Source organism: Paenibacillus sp. FSL H3-0469, assembly GCF_038051945.1.
GTDB lineage: Bacteria > Bacillota > Bacilli > Paenibacillales > Paenibacillaceae > Paenibacillus_AQ.
The window spans coordinates 7,421,693-7,441,945 of sequence record NZ_CP150302.1; the positions used below are offsets into that span (position 1 = coordinate 7,421,693).

Sequence of the window (20,253 nt, forward strand, 5' to 3'; positions counted from 1 at the left end):
GCGCAGTTAAACCGCTGCATCCGGGATTATGTCAATGCCGGTTAAGTGAAGTAAAAATGTGAGCGTTGTCAATAAATAGATGCCTCCCCCATAATGAAAGCGTAACCAAAATAAAGACCACAATAATTGAACTGGGGGTTGACTATGAACACAGGTACAAGAAAAGGTCCGGGCCTACTGAAGAGTACTTCCATCCTGTTGTTGTCTGCACTGCTGTTGTCCGCTTGCTCGGGCAAGCTGGAATCCGGTAACGGCGGCAAGGAAGCGGCAGCCGGTAATGATCCGAAGCCAAACGCAGCTGTAGATGAGAGCCCGCTCGGCAAATATGATCCTCCGATTGAGGTATCGTTCGTCAGAGATCTGGGCGATGTGGTAGAGAATAACGTGCTTGGCGTATTGAAGGACGAGACGATTGATAATAACCGCTGGACCCAGTTGTATGAGGATCAGCTCGGCATCAAGATCAAATATAACTGGATTGTGAAGGGCAGCCAGACCTCGGATCAATATTTGCAGAAAATCAATGTCACCCTGGCCTCCGGCGATCTGCCGGATGTAACGCCGGTCAACGCCACCCAGCTGAAGCAATTGGCCGATTCAGACCAGATTGAGGATATGACGGCGTTATATGAAAAGTATGCTTCCCCGTTCACCAAGAAGGTGCTGTCGGGAGAAGGAACGAGTGTGTTCGATGCCGCGACCTTTGACGGGAAGCTGATGGCCATTCCGAGCCTGGAGTCCTCCATCGAACGGTCGATGTATATCTGGATTCGTACCGACTGGCTGGAGAAGCTGGGGATGCAGCCGCCTAAGACGATGGCGGATGTGCTTGCGATCTCTGAAGCCTTCGCGGATAAGGACCCGGACGGGAACGGAAAGAAGGACACCTACGGCCTTGGCATTACCAAGGATCTGTGGGGCGGGGCGATGGGGCTGGAGGGCTTCATGGCCGGGTATAATGCCTATCCGAACATCTGGCTGGATGACGGAACGGGCAAGCTGGTCTACGGCAGCATTCAGCCGGAAGTGAAGAAAGCGCTCCAAGTGCTGCAGGATATGGCCAAGAAGGGGCAGCTGGACCAGGAGTTCGGCGTCAAGGACGGGGGCAAGGTCTCCGAGCTGATCTCGGCCGGGAAGATCGGGATGGAATACGGCGAGCAGTGGAACTCCATCTGGCCGCTGCAGCTTAACCGTGACAATGATCCCAAGGCCCAGTGGCAGGCCTTCCCGATTGTCTCGGAATCGGGCGACACGCCGAAGGTGCCGCTGAAGTTCAGCACCACCCGCTTCTTCGCGGTCAAGAAGGGCGCCGCCCATCCGGAAGCGGTGATCAAATTGTTCAACCTGCATCTGGAGAAGAACTGGGGCGAGACGGCCGAATTCGATAAGTACTTCGCACCGCCGGAAGCGGAGAGCGTGTGGCAGTTGTCTCCGGTTACCCCGTATCCGGTAACGAAGAACGTAGACGCGTTCCGTGAGATTGATGCCGCCCGCAAGGCCGGAGATTTCTCGACTCTGAAGGGCGAGGCCAAGACAATTCAGGAGAAACTGGAATCCTATGCTTCAGGCTCAACAGAAGGCTTCGCACTATGGGGCTGGGAGCGGATCTACGGCGAGCAGGGCTCCATGGGCATAGCTGACCAGTACATCAAGAATGACCAGTTCATTCAGGAGAAGTTCGTCGGCGCTCCGACTCCGACCATGGTTGAGCGCAAGACAACGCTTGAGAAGCAGCAGAATGAAATGTTTGTCAAAATCATTCTGGGTGATCCTATCGATAAGTTCGACCAGTTCGTGAAGGACTGGAAGAAGCTGGGCGGCGATCAAATTACGCAAGAGGTCAACGAATGGTACGCAGCGACTAAGAAATAAGGCGCCCCTGGAGGAAGAAAAAGACCTTTTCTTCCTCCATTCCATTCTTGCCTGCAGATGTGGAGGATAACGATGAGAGCAAAACTGCGAAAAGAACTGCCGCTTCATTTGATGCTTTTGCCGGGACTGGTGATGATCATTCTGTTCTCCTACGTCCCCATGGCCGGTGTCATGATCGCGTTCCAGAAATTCATCCCTGCCAAGGGCTTGTTCGGGGATCAGAAGTGGGTGGGCCTGGATAACTTCGAATATGTGATGAACCTGCCAAGCTTCACACAGGTGCTGTGGAATACGCTGTTTATTTCGAGTCTTAAGCTGATTCTGGGCCTGATTATTCCGCTGGTGTTCGCAATTCTGCTGAACGAGCTGGCTAGTAATGTGATCAAACGGTCCGTGCAGACAGCGATTTATCTGCCGTATTTCTTGTCCTGGGTTGTGCTTGGCGGCATCTTGATTGATATTCTGTCTCCATCGGGCGGGATTGTGAATGAATTCCTCGGATGGTTCGGCGTCTCCAAGATCTTTTTCCTCGGCGACAATGACTGGTTCCCCTTTACGCTGATTGCCTCGGATGTGTGGAAGAACTTCGGCTACGGCACGATTGTATATCTGGCGGCTATAACGGGCATTGACCCCGGGTTATATGAAGCAGCTACCATTGACGGCGCCAACCGCTGGCACAAGACCTGGCATATTACCATTCCGGGCATACGTATGGTCATCGTCCTGCTGTCGGTACTCAGTCTGGGACAACTGCTGAATGCGGGCTTCGATCAGGTCTTCAATCTGTACAGTCCGCAGGTCTACGAGAGCGGGGATATCCTGGATACCTTCGTCTACCGGATCGGTCTATTGGACGCCCAATACGGCGTAGCGACTGCCGTCGGCTTCTTTAAATCAATCATATCGCTCACCTTGATTTCCAGCTCGTATTTCCTGGCTTACCGTTTTGCCAAATACCGGATCTTCTAGAGGAGGGAGTACCCTTGGAGCAACAGCTAACGCCCAAACCGGAGGAATGGACTCCCATTCGCCCCAAAAAACGCTTTGACGGGATTGCGGTACTCAACGCAACCTTTCTGATTCTGGTTTCACTGCTCTGTATCCTGCCGCTCATTCATATTATAGCGGTGTCCTTCAGCTCCAGCGCGGCAGCCTCCGCAGGTTATGTCAGGCTCTGGCCGGTAGACTTCACGTTCGCCTCGTATATGTACACGATGAGCCGCACGGAATTCTGGCAGTCGATGCTGGTCTCCCTGACGCGGATCGGCATCGGCACACCGCTGAATCTTCTGTTAACGATCCTTGTCGCTTACCCGCTATCTAAGGAATCGCACGCTCTGCGGTTCCGCAGCGTCTATGCCTGGGCCTTCTTCGTCACGATGCTGTTCAACGGCGGGCTGATCCCCTGGTATACGACGCTCAAGGAGTATGGCCTGCTGGATTCCATCTGGGCACTGGTACTGCCCGGCGCCGTTCCTGTGTTCAGCGTAGTGCTGCTGCTTAACTTCTTCCGGGAGATTCCGAAGGAGCTGGAAGAGGCAGCGCTGATTGACGGGGCCGGCCATTTCCGGACGGTCTGGTCCATCTTCGTGCCGATCTCAAAGCCCGCGCTGGCAACACTGGCCTTATTCTCGATGGTGGAGCACTGGAACAGCTGGTTCGACGGCCTGCTGCTTATGGGGAATCCGGCCAACTATCCGCTGCAAAGCTATATTCAGACGATTGTAATCCAGCAGAACCTGTCGAATATGTCGCGTGATGCCATGCTTGATCTGGCGCTGATCTCGGACCGGACGCTGAAGTCCTCCCAGATCTTCCTCGGCTCCCTGCCGATTATTCTGGCTTATCCGTTTCTGCAGAAATATTTCGTGAAGGGAATTGTACTCGGCAGTGTCAAAGGTTAACCTCCCGGAAGTTATGCATAAGTCTGCGGCTTCCCCCGGATTCAGGCTATAATGGTGAAAATGATTGCTGGGGGCCTGGGATTGTTGTTCAAAAAGGATTACTCACTGCGCAATACGATATTTTTGCGGCTGATCGTGACCTTTCTGCTCATTATGCTGCCTATTCTTGTCTTCGCCGCCTATCTGTATCAATGGATTATGCAAACGGCCAGCAGCGATATCCGAAGCTCGGCCAGCGCCCAGACCGTCTTTTACTTAAATGATATGGAGAATGAGATCGAGCGGATGAAGCTGCTGCAGTACAGTCTGCTGGAGGATGAGGATCTGAACAAGCTGGCCCTGACTTGGGAGACGCTGCCGACCATTGACCGCACGGAGAATCTGAATTCACTGATGAAACGGCTGTTCATCGTGCAGAACAGCAGCACGTATATCAAGGACGTTAGGGTGCATATCATGACTATAGGCCGGACTATCTCATCGGTCGGCGGTGTGCGTGAGATTGAACTGAAGCGCTTCCGCGAGATCCGCTCGGTCTTCGGGGACCGCCGTTCCCAGGTGATTGAGTGGGATGGCGGCCTGTATCTCAGTGCGATGAAGCAGCGGGGCATCAAGGGTGCGGAGCCGCTGCTGACGGTCGAGATTGAGCTGGACACCCAGGAGCTGCGGGCGGCGCTGGGCCAATTCAATACGTATCCCGGCAGTGGAACGCTATTGCTCTCCGATAGTGCGAGATTCGCGCTCTACAGCATGACCGGCGAGCTGGCGCAGGCGGAGCCGTCCCGGTATGCCCGGGATATCCGTACGGTGGCCTCCGGGGAGAGGCTGAGGATCGCCGGCGCGCCGTATTATATCGTCCAGACCGGCTCACAAGAGCTTGGGTTGTCCATTTACCGGATCATCCCGGAGGACATTATCAAGAATCCGCTTAGCAAATTCTATACCTGGGCCTGGGTGTTTGGTGTGGCTGCGCTTGCCATCATTATTGCTTTTGCGCTGTCGACCTACAAGTTCATTCATAAGCCGATGCTGACGCTGGTGAAAAGCTTCCGGAGAATGGAGCAGGGCGATCTGGATATTCATATCCAGCATGAGTCGAAGGATGAATTCCGTTATCTGTACAGCCGCTTCAACCAGATGGTGAGCAATCTGCATTCCCTGATTGATCAGGTGTACAAGCAGAAGATTATGGCCCAGCGGGCAGAGCTGAAGCAATTGCAGTCACAGATTAACCCGCATTTTCTGTATAACAGCTTCTTCATTCTGAACACGATGGCGAAGACCGGCGATACCGAACGGATCGAACAGCTTACTACAATGCTCGGCGAATACTTCCAGTTTGTCACCCGTAACGCTTCCGATCTGGTGTCCTTGGAGCAGGAGATTCACCATGCAAGAATGTATACAGAGATTCAGGCTATGCGCTTCTCCCGCAGAATTGGAGTCCGGTTCGATGCTTTGTCCGAGGAGCTGAAGAAGGTGGCCGTTCCGCGGCTGATTGTGCAGCCGATTATTGAGAACGCGTTCAAGCATAGCCTGGAAAAGAAATCCATGGAGGGCCTGATCATTATCCGCTTCGCCCAGGAAGGCCCGGACATCCGCATTATCGTCGAGGATAACGGGGATAGGCTGAGTGATGATACGCTAGAGCAATTGAAAGAGTCCCTTAATGTCTATCGGGAGCAGGCGGAGACCACGGGCCTGGTGAACATTCACCGGCGCATCCGTATTACCTTCGGGGAAGAGAGTGGCTTGCTGGCGGACCGGAGTGAGCTGGGCGGACTAAGGGTAACCATCCTTCTTAGAGCTGGAGGTGAGAATGCTGGTGTACAGGATGCTTATCGTTGATGATGAAGAGATAATCACAGATGGACTGGCAGTTATTTTCGGCAAAATGGAGCTTGAGCTGGACATCTACAAGGCCTACTCGGGCCGCGAAGCGCTAAATCTGCTGCACCGGACCCGGGTGGACATTGTTCTGTCTGATATCTGCATGCCTGAGATGGACGGGCTGGAGCTGATGGAGCATATCCGCCGGAGCTGGCCGCAATGCAAAATCGTCTTCCTGACCGGACACAGCGACTTCAATTATGTCTACCAGGCGATTCAGGCTCCGGGCGTCCAATATGTGCTCAAGAATGAAGGCTATCCGAAGCTGATTGAGGCGGTAATGCGTGCGCTCCAGGAGCTGAACGACACCATGCAGGTGAATGATCTGATCCGTGAATCCAAGGAGCAGCTTAACACACTGGAGACCTTGGCGCAGGGCGATTATTTCCGCCATCTCATTCACAGCGTCAAGGCGGATCAGGATATGGCCGGGGACTTCGTCCGTCTGAACATTCCGCTGGATGCTTCGCGGCCGGTCCTGATCGCACTGGGCAGTATCAGTGATCCTGAATCCTCACGCACGTATATGGACCGCCGGGAGACGGCGCTCGCGGTGAAGTTCCTGTCGGAGAAGCTGCTGAAGGAGCGGACGGTCAGCCTTGGGGTCATCGACCGGTACGGTGACCTGATCTGGCTGATTCAGCCGGGCGGTACGGGAGAGGCTTCGCAGCCGGAGGATCTGGAGCAGATGATTAAATTCCTGGAAGGCACCTTCGAGCTGATTCAGCAGTCGTGCCGGGAATCGCTGGAGGTCGGGATGGCCATCACCCTCAGTGCGGAGGAGTCTGCCTGGTCCAGGCTTCCGCTTGTGTACGATAAAGCGAGGCAGGTTCAGCATTACCGGGCCGGAGATGGGGAGCGGATGGTGCAGAAGGTGCAGCTGAATGAAGCAGCGGTGCCGGATACCGTGCGTGACCGCTTCCTGCGTGACAAGGTGGAGACCCTGGCTGCACATCTGGAGGCGGGCCGTAAGGAGGAGTTCCTCCAGCTGTTCGGGGAGATGGCTGAACCGGCAGGGCAGGAATGCACGCGGGGCAATCCTTATCTGACCGAGCTGTATTACACCATTGCGCTGATGCTCATGTCGTATACAAACAGATGGGAAGCGGACGAGGAGATCGGGGCAAGCGGGCTGATGCAGCTTGAGGTCCACCGGACGCTGGGCGAAGCCTTCCAATATCTTCGGGACACGGCAGAGCTGCTGTTCTCTGTCAGGAAGAGCGGGGAGCAGAAGCGGGCAGCGGGTGTCATCGACCGGATCTGCATATATATAGAAGAGAATCTCGACCAGGACCTGTCGCTGGTCCGTCTGGCCGATGTGATCCACTTCAATCCCTCCTACCTGTCCCGCCTGTTCAAGCAGGAACGGGGAATCAATCTGTCCGAGTACATCGAGGATATGCGCGTCCGCCAGGCCAAGGAGCTGCTGCGCAGAGGGGAGCTGAAGGTCGCCGAGGTCGGCTCGCTGATCGGCTACGTCACCCCGCAATCCTTCACCCGGGTATTCAAAAAATGGACTGGAACCACGCCGCAGGAATACCGTGCGGATATGGTGGGGGGGTGAATGGATAGGATAGTAGAATAGGATATAAGAAAGTCGCTCCTTCGGGATGGATGGCGTTGCCTCCATCGTCCGGGGGAGCGATTGTTCGTTGAGGAGAGTAAATGAGAGGGATAAATTACATTAATGCAGCCCAAAGTCGGCCTGACGGGCGAATGAAAGGGATAAATCCCTTTGGTGGGGCTGGAAGTGGAGTAACTGGTGAAATGAAAGGGATAAATCCCCTTGGTGGGGCTGGAAGTAGAGTAAATGGTGAAATGAAAGGGATAAATCCCTTTGGTGGGGCTGGAAGTAGAGTAAATGGTGAAATGAGAGGGATAAATCCCTTTGGTGGGGCTGGGCTTGGGCTAAAGGAGTGCCTGGATATGGTAGGTGCAGGCAAAATGAGTAAATGAGGAGCACAAGTGCACTTGAATTTGCTAAAATACGGGCAAAACGAGCAAATGAGGAGCACTTGTGCAGCACAAGTGCTCCTCATTTTTCAATTTCGTCTTAGATGGGCGGATTGCTTCAAGCTGCTTACCGTTACTTATAAATCCGATAATTCCCGCTCAGTGCCAGCATGGTGAAGAAATACAGGCAGTTGTCATAATAGCGCCGTTCTCCGGTGCGCAGGGGGGTGTTCCAGAACAGCTTGACGAAGTGCCCGGCATCCGGGCCGTCGGCGGCGAGCGAGGCCATGGCCAGAGTGGACAGCAGGCCGACTGGATGCAGGGAAGGCTCGTCAAACGGCTGCCCGTCAATCGTATACCGCCGGTAATCAGCCGGATCGATATCGCGGAAGAACGCCTGAATGCGGTTTGACTGCTCTACCTGCCAAGGATCGCAGCGGAACCATTCATAGTCCAGCCCGATATTAGCGGCGACCCGGTAGGCGTCACTGAAAAAGTGGCGGAAATCCCCGTGCGGCTGGGGTTCAGCCGGAGTTCCGTCATAATTGGCGTATTCCGGGGACAGTCCAGTAACCGGGTGGCAGGCCAGGTGCAGGTAATCCCGGCTACGGGCGGCTGCATCCTTCCAGAACGCCCGGTCTGCTTCATCTGCCTGCAGGGCGAACAGATCATAGAATTGCGGCAAATGATAGGAGGGATCACTGAACGGAGTCTCCGGGATGAACTTAATCAGCCGGGTCTCGGGGTCCCACATCGGATCGCCTTCCCCGTCTTCTCCCTTGTGCACACAGGCGCGGAGAATGATTCTGGCCTGCTCGGAATAATTGAACGGCGCGGCCCCGTCACCCCAGCGGCTGGAAGCAAAGAACAGCGCCATCGCGAAGAACTCCTCTCCGTCCGGGGCGGGTCCTTGCGACAGCCTTGTACCGTCCAGCCTGCATTGCCAGGCAAAATAATCCTTATAACGTCCCTCCGTATGCTGCATGAAGACCTTGGCGAATTTCCAGAGCCGGTCGAACTCCTCTTTTTTATCCATCTGAACCGCCATCATCATCCCGTAGGACATGCCCTCTGTACGCACATCGGTATTGCCTGTATCTACGATATAACCCTTATCATCATCCATCGTATGGTAGAGCCGGACATCAGGGGCACCGTAGAACATTTCGTTCCAGGTATCTTCCAGCCGCTGCTGAATGGCCTCCGGACGCAGTCCGTGCTCAAGAAAGAGATTTCTATACTCTCCTGTATAAAAAGAGCCCTCTGTAGTATTCATCATAACATCCTCCAGGTGAATTTGATTTTGCCCAAGTATATCATAAGCGGCGGTATAGAGATTAAAGCGTTTTCCGGATAATTTATAGATGATTCCGGATCTTGACCATAATCTAAGGATAGATCAAGCTTAGGTGTCTATATGTCATGGACTTCACGCCAAAAGCTTCTCTATACTGGTAGGGATACGCTGCAAGATGAATAAAAAGGTAAGGGTGATAGAGCTATGAATGAGGTGTCAGAGCTAATGAAATTTACAGTCTACACGCGCATACCGAACCAGGATTACACCGGGTCCCTCAGCAACAGTGTTCATATGGCCTGCACAGATGATCATAATGAATTTCAGCCGCTTAACCGGAACTATGGCCTATTATTTGCCGTGGCGACCGTGGATGAGAAGAATGTGATCCATGAAAAAGGACTCAAAAATCCCCATTTGTTCCGCACACAGGATGGTGCTTTCGGGATTGTTGCGGTAAGAGTTGACGCCTCCTCGGGGGAGGATGACGGGGAGAGCAGAGGGCAGATTCTGCTGTGGACCTCGCCGGATCTGGTGACCTTCGATGCCCAGCGGCTTGTCCGGCTCGATAAAGAACGATATGTAAAAGAAGCCGTCTGCGCACTGGACAGTACAGGAGCAGGATATGAGATCCGCTGGCAGGACAACGACGGCAACTATTATGTTAACCGGCTGGCTGACCTGCGGAAGCCGGAAGAGATCTCGCCGCCGGAGCCTGCAGAAGCTTACACGGTAGAGCAGCCCGCTAGGCCGCTGCCCGGAACCCGTCCGGGGAATGTGCTGACAGTGGACGGTCCCACAGGCCGCAAGGTACAGGCAGCATGGACCCCGGTGTATAACACCGGTATTCGCGTGGCAGAGCAGGTCAGTGTCCGCTCCGCCGGGGAATTAGCGAAGGTCAGAGCCACAGCGCTGTATTCGGACGGCTCCATTGCCGATAAGCGGGTGGACTGGGATACCGCAGGAATTGATTTCACCTTGCCGGGAACCCATACCATACATGGCAAGGTAGTCACATATGACTTACCGTTCCCTTTGGCAAGCGGCTATGCAGACCCGGTAATTCTCCCTTGGAACGGCAGGTATTACTTCCTGGCTACCAATGACAATGTCAATAATATCGGCATCTATGTCCGCGTGGCAGATACCTTGCAGGACCTATTCGTTCCGGGCTTCGAGGAAGCCGTTATACTGGATCTTAATGAGGAGCTGAACTTCATTCAGACCTTCTGGGCGCCGGAATTCCATGTCATCGGCGGGGAGCTGTACATCCTGTTCGCCGTTGGCGGCAAGGTATGGGGGCCGCAATGCCATCTGATGAAGCTGAACCCCGGCGGCGATATTATGAAGGCCGGGGATTGGAGCACACCGGTCCGGGTGAAGCGGATGGACGGTACTCCATTAGCCGCAGACGGTATTACGCTGGATATGACTTATTTCAAAGCAGACGGCACCTCCTGTGTAGTCTGGTCTTACCGCAAAGGAATCGGAACGCCGCTGGATACCGGCTCCATGCTGTATATCGCCACGGTAGATGAAGCGAACCCGGCGGTATTAGCGAGTGAGCCGGTGCTGCTGTCGCGTCCGCTGCTGGGCTGGGAGAATGTTCAGGGCACGATTAATAACGAAGGCCCGTATCCGCTGCTTACAGAAGATACCGTGTATATTGCCTATTCCGGCGGGGCGGCAACGGGATATACCTACGCAGTGGGCTGGTTAAGCATTCCACGGGGTGGAGACTATCTGGATGCCAGCGCCTGGAGCAAGGCGGGTACGCCGGCACTTTCTTATTATTCGCTGGACGGGGTGTACGGTCCGGGGCATAATTCCTTTTTCCAGGATACAGACGGTACTACGCTAGTCCTCTACCACGGGGAAGAGCAATTGGTGAAGCATGGAACGAGATGTTCGGCAATCCACAGAGTCCATTACAACAGTAACGGCGTTCCACTGCTTGATGTGGCCGGGGAGAGAGATGTACATCCGGATTACGCCGACTGCAAGGTGCAGGTGACTGTGCTTACTTAGCTAGTCTACACTTACAACGACAATCTATATAACAAATGGAGGATGTTAGAATGACACAACAACAAGGATTCAACCCATATCTGCCTTCCTGGGAGTACGTGCCGGATGCGGAACCTTATGTTTTTGAAGGAAGAGTCTATGTCTATGGCTCGCACGACCGGTTCAACGGACATGCCTTCTGTCTGAACGACTATGTCTGCTGGTCAGCGCCGGAGGACAATCTGGGCGATTGGCAGTATGAAGGGGTGATCTACAAGACAACAGATGACCCGCTCAACCCGGAAGGCAGCATGTGTCTCTATGCACCGGATGTGACACAGGGACCGGACGGGCGCTACTATCTCTACTATGTACTGGACAAGGTTTCTCTCGTATCGGTAGCGGTCTGCGATAAGCCGGGCGGCAAATATGAATTCTACGGCTATGTAACCTACGGGGACGGCACGCGTCTGGGCGAACGGGAAGGTGATGAGCCGCAGTTTGACCCGGGGGTATTGACCGAAGGCGACACCACGTACCTGTACACCGGCTTCTGCGGATATGGCGATAAGTCCAGGCACGGCGCGATGGCTACTGTACTCGGTCCCGATATGCTTACGATTATTGAAGAGCCTGTGTTCGTGGCACCGAGCCAGCCTTACAGCCAGGGAACCGGCTTCGAGGGCTATGAGTTCTTCGAGGCTCCTTCCATCCGCAAAAGAGGGGATATCTACTACCTGATCTATTCCTCCATTTCCATGCATGAGCTGTGTTATGCCACGAGCAGTCATCCTACCCGGGATTTTGTGTATCAGGGGGTCATTGTGAGCAACTGTGATCTGCATATTGATACGTATAAGCCAGCGGACCAGACGATGTATTACGGCGGCAATAACCACGGCAGCATCGTGGAGATTCAGGGGCAGTGGTATATTTTCTATCACCGGCATACCAACGGAACCGCGTTCTCGCGCCAGGGCTGCATCGAGCCGATTACGTTCCGTGAAGACGGCACCATCCCGCAGGTGGAGATTACAACCTCCGGCCCGAACGGCGGCCCGCTGGAAGGACGCGGTGAATATCCGGCTTATCTGGCCTGCCACCTGTTCACCAAGGATCAGGAGATGTACACTGGAGGCTTCGGCAAGGTGGGTGCCTGGATGGACAGCCGGTTCCCGAAAATCACCCAGGACGGCAGAGACGGCGAAGAAGAGATGGGCTATATTGCCAATATGACGGAGTCGGCCACCGCCGGGTTCAAGTATTTTGACTGCAAGGGGGTTAGCCGGGTCTCCATTAAGGTGCGGGGATATTGCCATGGTGAGTTCCAGGTGAAGACGGCTTGGGACGGGCCTGCGCTTGCTTCTATTCCGGTAGGCTTCACGAATGTCTGGAAAGAATATGCTGCGGACGTGGCGATTCCGGACGGCGTTCAGGCACTGTATTTCACGTATACCGGGGGCGGCGGCGCGCAGTTTGCTTCGTTTACGCTGGCTTAAGCGGTCGCGGGCGGGACGGGATGGAATGGAATAGAGCATGACAAACAGCAGCGCCCGAGAACTCTCTCAGGCGCTGCTGCTCTATTGGATGGAGGATAGTTAGTTGAAGACAGAGAGGGTTCCTCCTATTTGGCTCCACTCATTTGCAACTTATGCCTTAGCTCCAACATCTGAAGTAGTGCACGGACACAGGTGCCGCTATTTTGTCCAAAAGTGTGATTATTCACGAGCTACGGACTCAGTGGACCTTAAATGGGCGATATGGAAGCCAAATAAGATAGAAACAGTTAATTAACGGCCACTGAGTCCGTGAAAAGCTCATTTCTTCGGTTTTCAGGAATATAGCGGCATCTGAGTCCGCATGGCTTGCAGCCAGGTGCAAGAAATCTCATGCCTAGTAATCTAGCTCGTACAGGGCGGAGCCTATTTGTTGTCCGCTCCCGCCCACACACACTAGATGGTAATGGAGTATGCCCCGGACACTACACGCCGGAAGAATACCGTGCCTTGTACTCTGAGGGCGTCATGTTCATATAATGCTTGAACCACTTGGAGAAATAGCTGACATGCTGGTAGCCCGACTCCAGCGCAGCCTCCAGCACATTGTATGATCCGCTGCGGAGCAGACTGGCCGCCTGGCTGATGCGGATATAGTTCAGATACTCCATCGGGCGCATCCCCGTCTGAGCCTTGAAAAACTTGCAGAAATGCGAGCGGCTCAGCGCTACCACAGAGGCAAGCTGATCCAGCTCCAGCCGGTCGCGGGAATGGGTCTCCATATAGCTCAGCACCTCCCGGATCTGCCGGTTATATTCCCGGCCGTGCCGGGGTTCCGGCTCCGGGTTCAGTGCGGTCAGCCCGTATTGATAGCTGTCTGCAATGAACAGCAGCAGGAGCGCCTTCAGGCTCATTTCGTATGCAGCAGATTGATGCTCATAGCGGCTTAACAGCTCTCTGATCAGCTGAAGCAACGGGGAGTGGGCGGCATCTGCGGCAGATAACATAGCAGGAAGCCGTATCTTCCCTTGCAGAACCGGGTCCAGGAACAGCTCCTGTACCCGGTCGGGCTGCGGTGAAGACAGCCAGGAACCTTTGAACACGATGGAATAATAACAGGTGCCGCCCATAGCGGTGTCCATACCCGAATGAAGCTCACCGGGGTGGACGATCAGGGCATCTCCAGCCTGAATGGCGAACTCGCGGCTCTCAATATGGAAGGTAGCCTTGCCTTCTGCCAGATAGATAATCTCCATTTCGTTATGCCAATGGACGGGAAGAATGGAATGCACGCGGGCCTGATGCTCCACCCGGTAGATATGCAGGGGGAATTCCGGCTGGCCGTGCAGCTTGTTCTCCCGGTAACGGTGTTCGTACATGATGTCCTCCTGTGAATCGCCATATTGTGTTGATATCGCGCAAATATATGCTAGATGAACCGGTACCAATAATAATATCATTATCATCAGAGGAAGTCATAAGGAAGGGTGGAACCATTGTGAAACTGATAACTGTTCAATCCGGCGAGGCCGGCGTAAGGCTTGCGACTAGTGAGGGAATGATGCATATCGGCTGGTGTACGCCGGGGATTGCCAGAATCCGTTATACGCTGAATGCTGAGCTGAGCGGCAAAGAGAGTCTGATGGCGGTAAGCCGGCCAGAAGCCGGGAAAGTAGAATACAATATGGCAGACCTGCCCGGCCATCTGGTGATCTCAACGGCGCAGCTAACGATTGAAGTGGATAAAGAGACCTGTGCGTTCAGCTACAGAACTGCGGATGGCACACTGCTGACACGGGAGCCGGCCAGAGGCGGCAAAACCCTGGAGCGCACAGAGGTCTATCATACAGTCTTCGATGCTTCAGCAGATACGGTAGAGACGGGACAGGGTGCTGACGGGCTGCGTGCCAGAGCGGAAGGAGTGAACCGGAGGCTCGACAGAGAGGCTTTTCATACGAAGCTTGAATTTGAATGGCAGGAAGGGGAGGCCCTGTACGGACTTGGCTCCCATGAAGAGGGGATGATGAACCTCCGGGGACGGCAGCAATACTTGTACCAGCAGAATATGAAGGCGGTTGTACCGGTACTGGTGTCTACACGCGGCTACGGGATTCTGGTAGATTCGGGGTCGTATATGACTTTTCATGACGATGCCTTTGGCTCGTACCTCTGGAGCGATGCGGATGAAGAGATGGATTACTATTTCATTTATGGTCCGGAATTCGATCAGATTACGGCGGGCATCCGCTATCTGACCGGAGAAGCGCCGATGCTGCCGAAGTGGTCCTTCGGGTATGTGCAGTCCAAGGAAAGATACGTCTCCCAGGCGGAACTGCTTGCCATCGTGCAAGAGTACCGTGAACGTTCGCTTCCCCTCGACTGTATCGTACTCGACTGGCAGTCCTGGACGGGCAATCTGTGGGGGCAAAAGACTTTCGATCCTGAGCGCTTCCCCGATCCGGTGCAGATGATGAACAGCCTGCACGCTATGAATGCCAAGCTGATGGTATCGATCTGGCCGATTATGGGTGCGGGTGGGGATAATCATGAAGAGATGAAGGCGCGCGGCTTCCTGCTCGGCAATCAGGCGACATATGACGCCTTCTCGGAGGAGGCTCGTGCGCTGTATTGGAAGCAGGCCAACGAAGGGCTGTTCACCCACGGCATTGATGCCTGGTGGTGCGATTGCACCGAGCCGTTCGAAGCGGACTGGAAAGGCGCGGTGAAGCCGGAGCCGGAGCAGCGGCTGCTGATTAATACGGCAGAATCGAAGCGGTATCTCGATCCGGGCTTGATCAATGCCTACTCCATGCAGCATTCCAAAGGGATCTATGAAGGCCAGCGTGCAGCGACCTCAGCGAAGCGGGTAATCAATCTGACACGCTCCGCGTTCGCAGGGCAGCACCGCTATGGCACGATTACATGGTCTGGTGATACAGCCGCCAACTGGGAGACGCTGAGGAAGCAGATTGCAGACGGCCTTAACTTTTGCCTGACCGGTTCGCCATACTGGACGCTGGATATCGGAGCGTTCTTCGTGAAGAATCACAAGGAGCAATGGTTCTGGAACGGGGATTATGACGAGGGTGTTGCGGATTTGGGCTACCGGGAGCTATATGTCCGCTGGTTCCAGCTTGGCGCGTTCCTGCCGATGTTCCGTTCTCACGGAACCGATACTCCAAGGGAAATCTGGCAGTTCGGCGGGGAGGGTGAGCCGATGTATGATACGCTGGTGAAATACCTGAAGCTCCGTTACCGGCTGATGCCATACATCTACTCCCTGGCCGGAGCTGTGGCACACCGCAGCTATACTATGTTCCGCGCACTGGCCTTTGACTACCGGGAAGATGTGCAGGTCCATTCGATCGGCGACCAGTTCATGTTCGGTCCGGCTTTCATGGTGGCTCCCGTGACAGAGGCTATGTATTACGGTCCCGGCTCCCGCGAGCTTGAAGGGGTTCTTAAGCAGCGCAGTGTATATCTTCCTGAAGGCGAATGGTACGATTATTGGAGCGATGAACGGCTGGAGGGCGGTGTGACGATTGTAGCAAAAGCGGATCTGGAGACGCTTCCCTTGTATGTCCGCGCCGGGTCCATTATTCCGCTCGGCCCCGATGTTCAGTATTCGGATGAACAGCCGGAGGCTGTGACCCGGCTCAAGGTATACGGCGGCAAGGATGCAGCCTTCACCCTGTATGAAGATGAAGGCGACAATTATAATTATGAGACCGGCTCCTATGCCATGATTGAGCTGAGCTGGTGTGAAGCGGACCGCAGCCTGACTATCGGGAAGCGGGCAGGAGACTATGCCGGAATGCAGGCGGTAAGGCAATTTGCCGTAGAACTGGCGGGGCATGCGGGAAGCTGTGTTGTCACTTATGAAGGGGAAGCTGTAACCGTCCGCGAGGAGGATCTTCAGAGCTAAGGCAGAGGTTCATTGTAACCAACCTGAACGTTTTGTAAGCTGAATAGAGAAGCTCTACTAGGCTCTGTTACTCTTGCGGTAGGCGGCGGGTGTCATGCTGGTGATTCTTTTAAATGTACGGTAGAAGTGGGGCAGGCTCTCGAAGCCGCAGGCCATGGCGATCTGCTCAATGGTGCCGCTTGATTGCAGGAGGCTGTCCTTGGCGGCAAAAATCCGCTTAGTCGCAATATAATCCGTCACATTCATGCCCAGACGCTGCTTGAAGACCCGGCTGAAATGGGCCGGTGAGATCGAGGCCCGTGCAGCCAGGGAGCTTAGCTCCAGCGGCTGATCCAGATGATCGTTGATATAACTGAGCGCCTCACGGAACCATTCCGGCAGCAAGGGATTTGAAGCAACCGGCTCGGCCGCTTGCGGCAGACAGTAGCGGTTCAGATGCAGCAGTGTAAGATGAAGCAGCAGTGTAAGCGCCTGCCCGCCGTCCGGCTGATTCTGCTCGCGTTCCCGGTGGATCGCTTCGATATCATTTTGCAGAATCCCAGCATGCTCAGGAGACAGGGTATACTTGTACTGCTTGTTGGTCTTGGCAGCGTCGAACAGCTTTAGATAGGGATAAGACTCATTGTAGGTATGATTATGGATCAGAGCCGGGCTGAAAAAAAGAGCGGAGGAGGTCACCGGCTCCTCATTGTCGGGAAATCCCCGGTGTACCGTGTTCCCGGGAACAACAATGATGTCACCCGGCTGCATCTCATAAAAGGTCTGATCGATGAAAAAGCTTCCTTTGCCGCCGTATACGTAGATGAATTCGTACCAGTCATGCTGGTGGTCGGGCAGCTCACGCTGCGGGCTTTTTGTTTCCTTATAGTCCAGCAGCAGCGTAATTGGCAATTGATGGTCAAAATGCCTGCGGATCGGTTCCATAAAGTCTCCCCCTGAGTGAAATCTCTGCATTCTTACTTACATCATATCAAAATAAGGTATAAATTTGTTTGTTTTAGCTATTTTTATTCCTTTATCGGATGTTTACAATAAGGTGGAATGGAGGCGTTATCATGTATATTGATGCTCACCAGCATTATTGGAAGATAGACAGGGATGATTATGGATGGATTACGCCGGAGATTCCGGTGCTGTTCCGGGATTATCTGCCTGCTGATCTGGAGCCGGAGCTAACGAAGCATGGGATCAGCCGCACCATTGTGGTACAGGCTGCGCCGACCGTGGAGGAGACGGAATACATTCTGGGACTCAGCGGGCAGTCGGAGTCTGTCGCGGGTGTGATTGGCTGGCTGGATCTTGCAAGCCCTTCCTTTCAGGCAGAATTCGAGCGGCTCAGCAGACATCCGAAGTTCACCGGGCTGCGGGTGATGATTCAGGAGATGGCAGACCCCGGTGTGCTTTTGACCCGGCCATATATAGAAGCGCTCTCATATCTGGCGGAACGGGATGTGCCGGTGGATCTGCTGGTGCTGGCGGATCAGCTTCCGCAGCTTATTGCGATGCTGGAACAGGTTCCGGGACTGCGGGGAGTTATCGACCATCTGGCTAAGCCTAAGATTGCTTCGGGCCAATTAGAGCCTTGGAGAAGCTTAATGGAGGAGGTAGCTAAGCATCCGGGAATTTACTGCAAGCTGTCTGGAATGGTGACGGAGGCTGATCCGCAGGGCTGGACGCAGGAGGATTTCTCGGCTTACGTCCATGCTGTGCTGGAGCTGTTCGGACCGGAGCGGGTGATGTTCGGCAGCGACTGGCCGGTGTGTCTGATGGCGGCAACCTATGAGGAGGTTGTGGGGATTTTGCGCACAGCACTGCAAGACCGCTTGTCTGCGGAAGAGATGGAGCCGGTGTTTGGAGCGAATGCTGCTAGATTTTATAAGTTAGATCTATAAACCATAGGAGGTAGTGCAAGATGAAATACAGAAAGCTGGGCAATACGGGACTGGATGTCTCAGCATTAAGCTTCGGGGCCTCTTCACTGGGCAGCGTGTTCCGGGAGGTCCCGAAGGATGAGGCCATCCTTACGGTTCATACGGCGATTGATCTGGGGATTAACCTCATTGACGTCTCCCCATATTACGGTCTGATGAAAGCGGAAACGGTGCTGGGCGAGGCGCTGCAGACGGTACCGCGTGACAAGTATATTCTGAGCACTAAGGCCGGGCGTTACGGGTCAGATGAATTTGACTTCTCCAGAGAGCGGATCTTCCGCAGCGCGGAAGAGAGCATGGGCAGACTGGGCACGGATTACCTGGATATTCTGCTGCTGCATGATGTTGAATTCGGCTCGCTTACGCAGGTGATGGAGGAGGGAATTCCGGCGCTGGAAGAGCTGAAGCAAGCAGGCAAAATCCGTTACTTCGGTGTCAGCGGCCTGCCGCTGAGTGTGTTCGAGAAGGTGCTGCCGCAGACCAAGCTGGATGTCATTCTGTCCTATTGCCATTATTCGCTCAACGATACTACGCTGCTCCAGCTCCTTCCGCTGCTGGAGGAGAGCGGCACAGGGCTGATGAATGCGTCGCCTATCTCGATGGGTCTGCTCAGCAACCGCAAGGTGCCGGACTGGCATCCGGCAAGTGCGGAGATTCAAGCCGCGTGTCAGCGCGCCGCTGAGTATTGCAGAGACAAGGGCAAAGACATCGCCAAACTGGCGGTCCAGTTCTCCACGGCGAACGAGCAGATTCCAACCACCTTGGTCAGCACGGCGACACCGGCTAATATCCGCAACAATATTAAGTGGACCGAGGAGCCCATAGATCAACAATTACTGGCAGAAGTGCGCGATATTCTGAAGCCGATCGACGGTGCAACCTGGCCGAGCGGCCGGGCAGAATGGAACGAAGCATCTGGCCGGAACGGGGAGCGCTTATAATGAAGGGAATTATTTGTGAGGAAGTCGGTAAGTTCGTATTCCGCGAGGATCTGCCGGAGCCGGAGCTGGTGGACGGGGAAGCAGTTGTAAGCATCCGCCGTATCGGCATCTGCGGGACAGATCTGCACGCTTACCGGGGGAACCAGCCTTATTTCACTTATCCGCGTGTGCTGGGGCATGAGCTGTCCGGGATTATTGAGCGCATTGGCGACAACCCGCAAGGGCTAAAGGCCGGTGACCAGGTCAGTGTCATTCCGTATCTGCATTGCGGAGAATGCCGGGCTTGTCTGAGCGGTAAAACGAATTGCTGCCAGAAAATGAGAGTGTTCGGTGTTCATCTGGACGGCGGGATGCGGGAACGGGTGAGTCTGCCTGTAGGCAATCTGCTGAAGACAGACGGGCTGACGCTGGATCAGGCGGCCATGCTGGAGCCGCTGGCGATTGGTGCCCATGCGGTTCGGCGCTCCGGTGTCGGCGCTGGAGATCAGGTGCTGGTGATCGGCGCAGGTCCGATTGGGCTGGGCGTAATGGCGATGGCCCGGTACGCCGGGGCGAAGGTGATTGCGATGGACGTTAACGATGAACGTCTGGCCTTCTGTAAGGGCTGGGCGCAGGCGGAGCATACGGTAAGCGCGTTGAAGGAGCCGAAGGAACAGCTGTCGGCGTTGACGGAGGGCAACTTCCTGCCGCATGTTATTGATTCCACAGGCAACATTTCCTCTATGGAAGGGGCTTTCGGACTGGTTGGACATGGCGGTACATTGACTTATGTCGGCTTGGTCAAAGGGAACATTACCTTTAGTGACCCCGATTTCCATGCCCGTGAGATGACGGTGCAGGGCAGCAGAAATGCGACCCGCGAGGACTTCGAACAGGTGATTAGCGCCATTAGAGACGGTTACATTGATGTGGACCGCTATATTTCCCACCGCTGCTCTTTCGGGGAGATGACCCTGCAGTTCGAGAGCTGGCTGAATCCTGAGTCCAAGGTAATCAAGGCATTGGTGGAACTGAATTAACTGCGAAGGAGCGGA

The 20,253-nt window shown here is 54.5% G+C and carries 15 protein-coding genes; 12 read left to right on the forward strand and 3 right to left on the reverse strand.

The window, feature by feature from the left end:
- Positions 1-144 precede the first annotated feature (144 nt).
- The 6 genes from NSS83_RS32170 (at position 145) to NSS83_RS32195 (ending at position 7,625) form a co-directional block, all read left to right on the forward strand.
- On the forward strand, positions 145-1,872 hold the full coding sequence (locus NSS83_RS32170) for an extracellular solute-binding protein (protein WP_341186620.1): 1,728 nt from the start codon (positions 145-147) through the stop codon (positions 1,870-1,872).
- A gap of 72 nt (positions 1,873-1,944) precedes the next feature.
- Positions 1,945-2,844 (forward strand): ABC transporter permease subunit, encoded by a 900-nt coding sequence (locus NSS83_RS32175; protein ID WP_209992448.1) that lies wholly within the window; start codon positions 1,945-1,947, stop codon positions 2,842-2,844.
- Positions 2,845-2,900: 56 nt separating this feature from the next.
- Positions 2,901-3,779, forward strand: coding sequence for a carbohydrate ABC transporter permease (locus tag NSS83_RS32180; protein ID WP_340757763.1), 879 nt, complete (start codon positions 2,901-2,903; stop codon positions 3,777-3,779).
- Between the two features lie 81 nt (positions 3,780-3,860).
- Positions 3,861-5,627 (forward strand): histidine kinase, encoded by a 1,767-nt coding sequence (locus tag NSS83_RS32185; RefSeq protein ID WP_341347310.1) that lies wholly within the window; start codon positions 3,861-3,863, stop codon positions 5,625-5,627.
- A complete protein-coding gene (locus NSS83_RS32190; RefSeq protein ID WP_341348794.1) occupies positions 5,614-7,233 on the forward strand; it encodes a response regulator in 1,620 nt (539 codons plus the stop codon). Before NSS83_RS32185 ends, NSS83_RS32190 begins: the two co-directional genes overlap by 14 nt.
- Before the next feature lie 101 nt (positions 7,234-7,334).
- Positions 7,335-7,625 (forward strand): hypothetical protein, encoded by a 291-nt coding sequence (locus NSS83_RS32195; RefSeq protein ID WP_341347311.1) that lies wholly within the window; start codon positions 7,335-7,337, stop codon positions 7,623-7,625.
- A 130-nt stretch (positions 7,626-7,755) separates the two neighbouring features.
- Here NSS83_RS32195 and NSS83_RS32200 read toward each other — a convergent pair whose 3' ends face one another.
- Positions 7,756-8,898 carry a glycosyl hydrolase family 8 gene (locus NSS83_RS32200; RefSeq protein ID WP_341186618.1) on the reverse strand — a complete coding sequence of 381 codons (1,143 nt, stop codon included), beginning with the start codon at positions 8,896-8,898 and terminating at the stop codon, positions 7,756-7,758.
- 225 nt (positions 8,899-9,123) lie between these two features.
- On the opposite strand from NSS83_RS32200, the gene NSS83_RS32205 reads away from it, so the two are divergent.
- Positions 9,124-10,947: a family 43 glycosylhydrolase gene (locus NSS83_RS32205; RefSeq protein ID WP_341347312.1), complete on the forward strand. Its 1,824-nt coding sequence runs from the start codon at positions 9,124-9,126 to the stop codon at positions 10,945-10,947.
- A gap of 50 nt (positions 10,948-10,997) precedes the next feature.
- The gene (locus NSS83_RS32210) at positions 10,998-12,425 is read left to right on the forward strand and encodes a family 43 glycosylhydrolase (protein ID WP_341186616.1); all 1,428 of its coding nucleotides are present in this window, start codon (positions 10,998-11,000) and stop codon (positions 12,423-12,425) included.
- Positions 12,426-12,907: 482 nt separating this feature from the next.
- Here the strand turns inward: NSS83_RS32210 and NSS83_RS32215 are convergent, their stop codons facing one another.
- On the reverse strand, positions 12,908-13,801 hold the full coding sequence (locus NSS83_RS32215) for an AraC family transcriptional regulator (protein WP_341347313.1): 894 nt from the start codon (positions 13,799-13,801) through the stop codon (positions 12,908-12,910).
- A gap of 119 nt (positions 13,802-13,920) precedes the next feature.
- Between NSS83_RS32215 and NSS83_RS32220 the strand changes: the two genes are divergently transcribed.
- The gene (locus tag NSS83_RS32220) at positions 13,921-16,347 is read left to right on the forward strand and encodes a TIM-barrel domain-containing protein (protein WP_341347314.1); all 2,427 of its coding nucleotides are present in this window, start codon (positions 13,921-13,923) and stop codon (positions 16,345-16,347) included.
- A gap of 57 nt (positions 16,348-16,404) precedes the next feature.
- Here NSS83_RS32220 and NSS83_RS32225 read toward each other — a convergent pair whose 3' ends face one another.
- Positions 16,405-17,271 (reverse strand): AraC family transcriptional regulator, encoded by an 867-nt coding sequence (locus tag NSS83_RS32225; protein WP_341186613.1) that lies wholly within the window; start codon positions 17,269-17,271, stop codon positions 16,405-16,407.
- Between the two features lie 131 nt (positions 17,272-17,402).
- On the opposite strand from NSS83_RS32225, the gene NSS83_RS32230 reads away from it, so the two are divergent.
- The 3 genes from NSS83_RS32230 to NSS83_RS32240 are packed head-to-tail and all read left to right on the forward strand — an operon-like array spanning position 17,403 to position 20,238.
- A complete protein-coding gene (locus tag NSS83_RS32230; RefSeq protein ID WP_341186612.1) occupies positions 17,403-18,239 on the forward strand; it encodes an amidohydrolase family protein in 837 nt (278 codons plus the stop codon).
- Between the two features lie 20 nt (positions 18,240-18,259).
- The gene (locus NSS83_RS32235) at positions 18,260-19,219 is read left to right on the forward strand and encodes an aldo/keto reductase (RefSeq protein WP_341347315.1); all 960 of its coding nucleotides are present in this window, start codon (positions 18,260-18,262) and stop codon (positions 19,217-19,219) included.
- Positions 19,219-20,238 (forward strand): zinc-binding alcohol dehydrogenase family protein, encoded by a 1,020-nt coding sequence (locus tag NSS83_RS32240; protein WP_341347316.1) that lies wholly within the window; start codon positions 19,219-19,221, stop codon positions 20,236-20,238. Before NSS83_RS32235 ends, NSS83_RS32240 begins: the two co-directional genes overlap by 1 nt.
- Positions 20,239-20,253 lie beyond the last annotated feature (15 nt).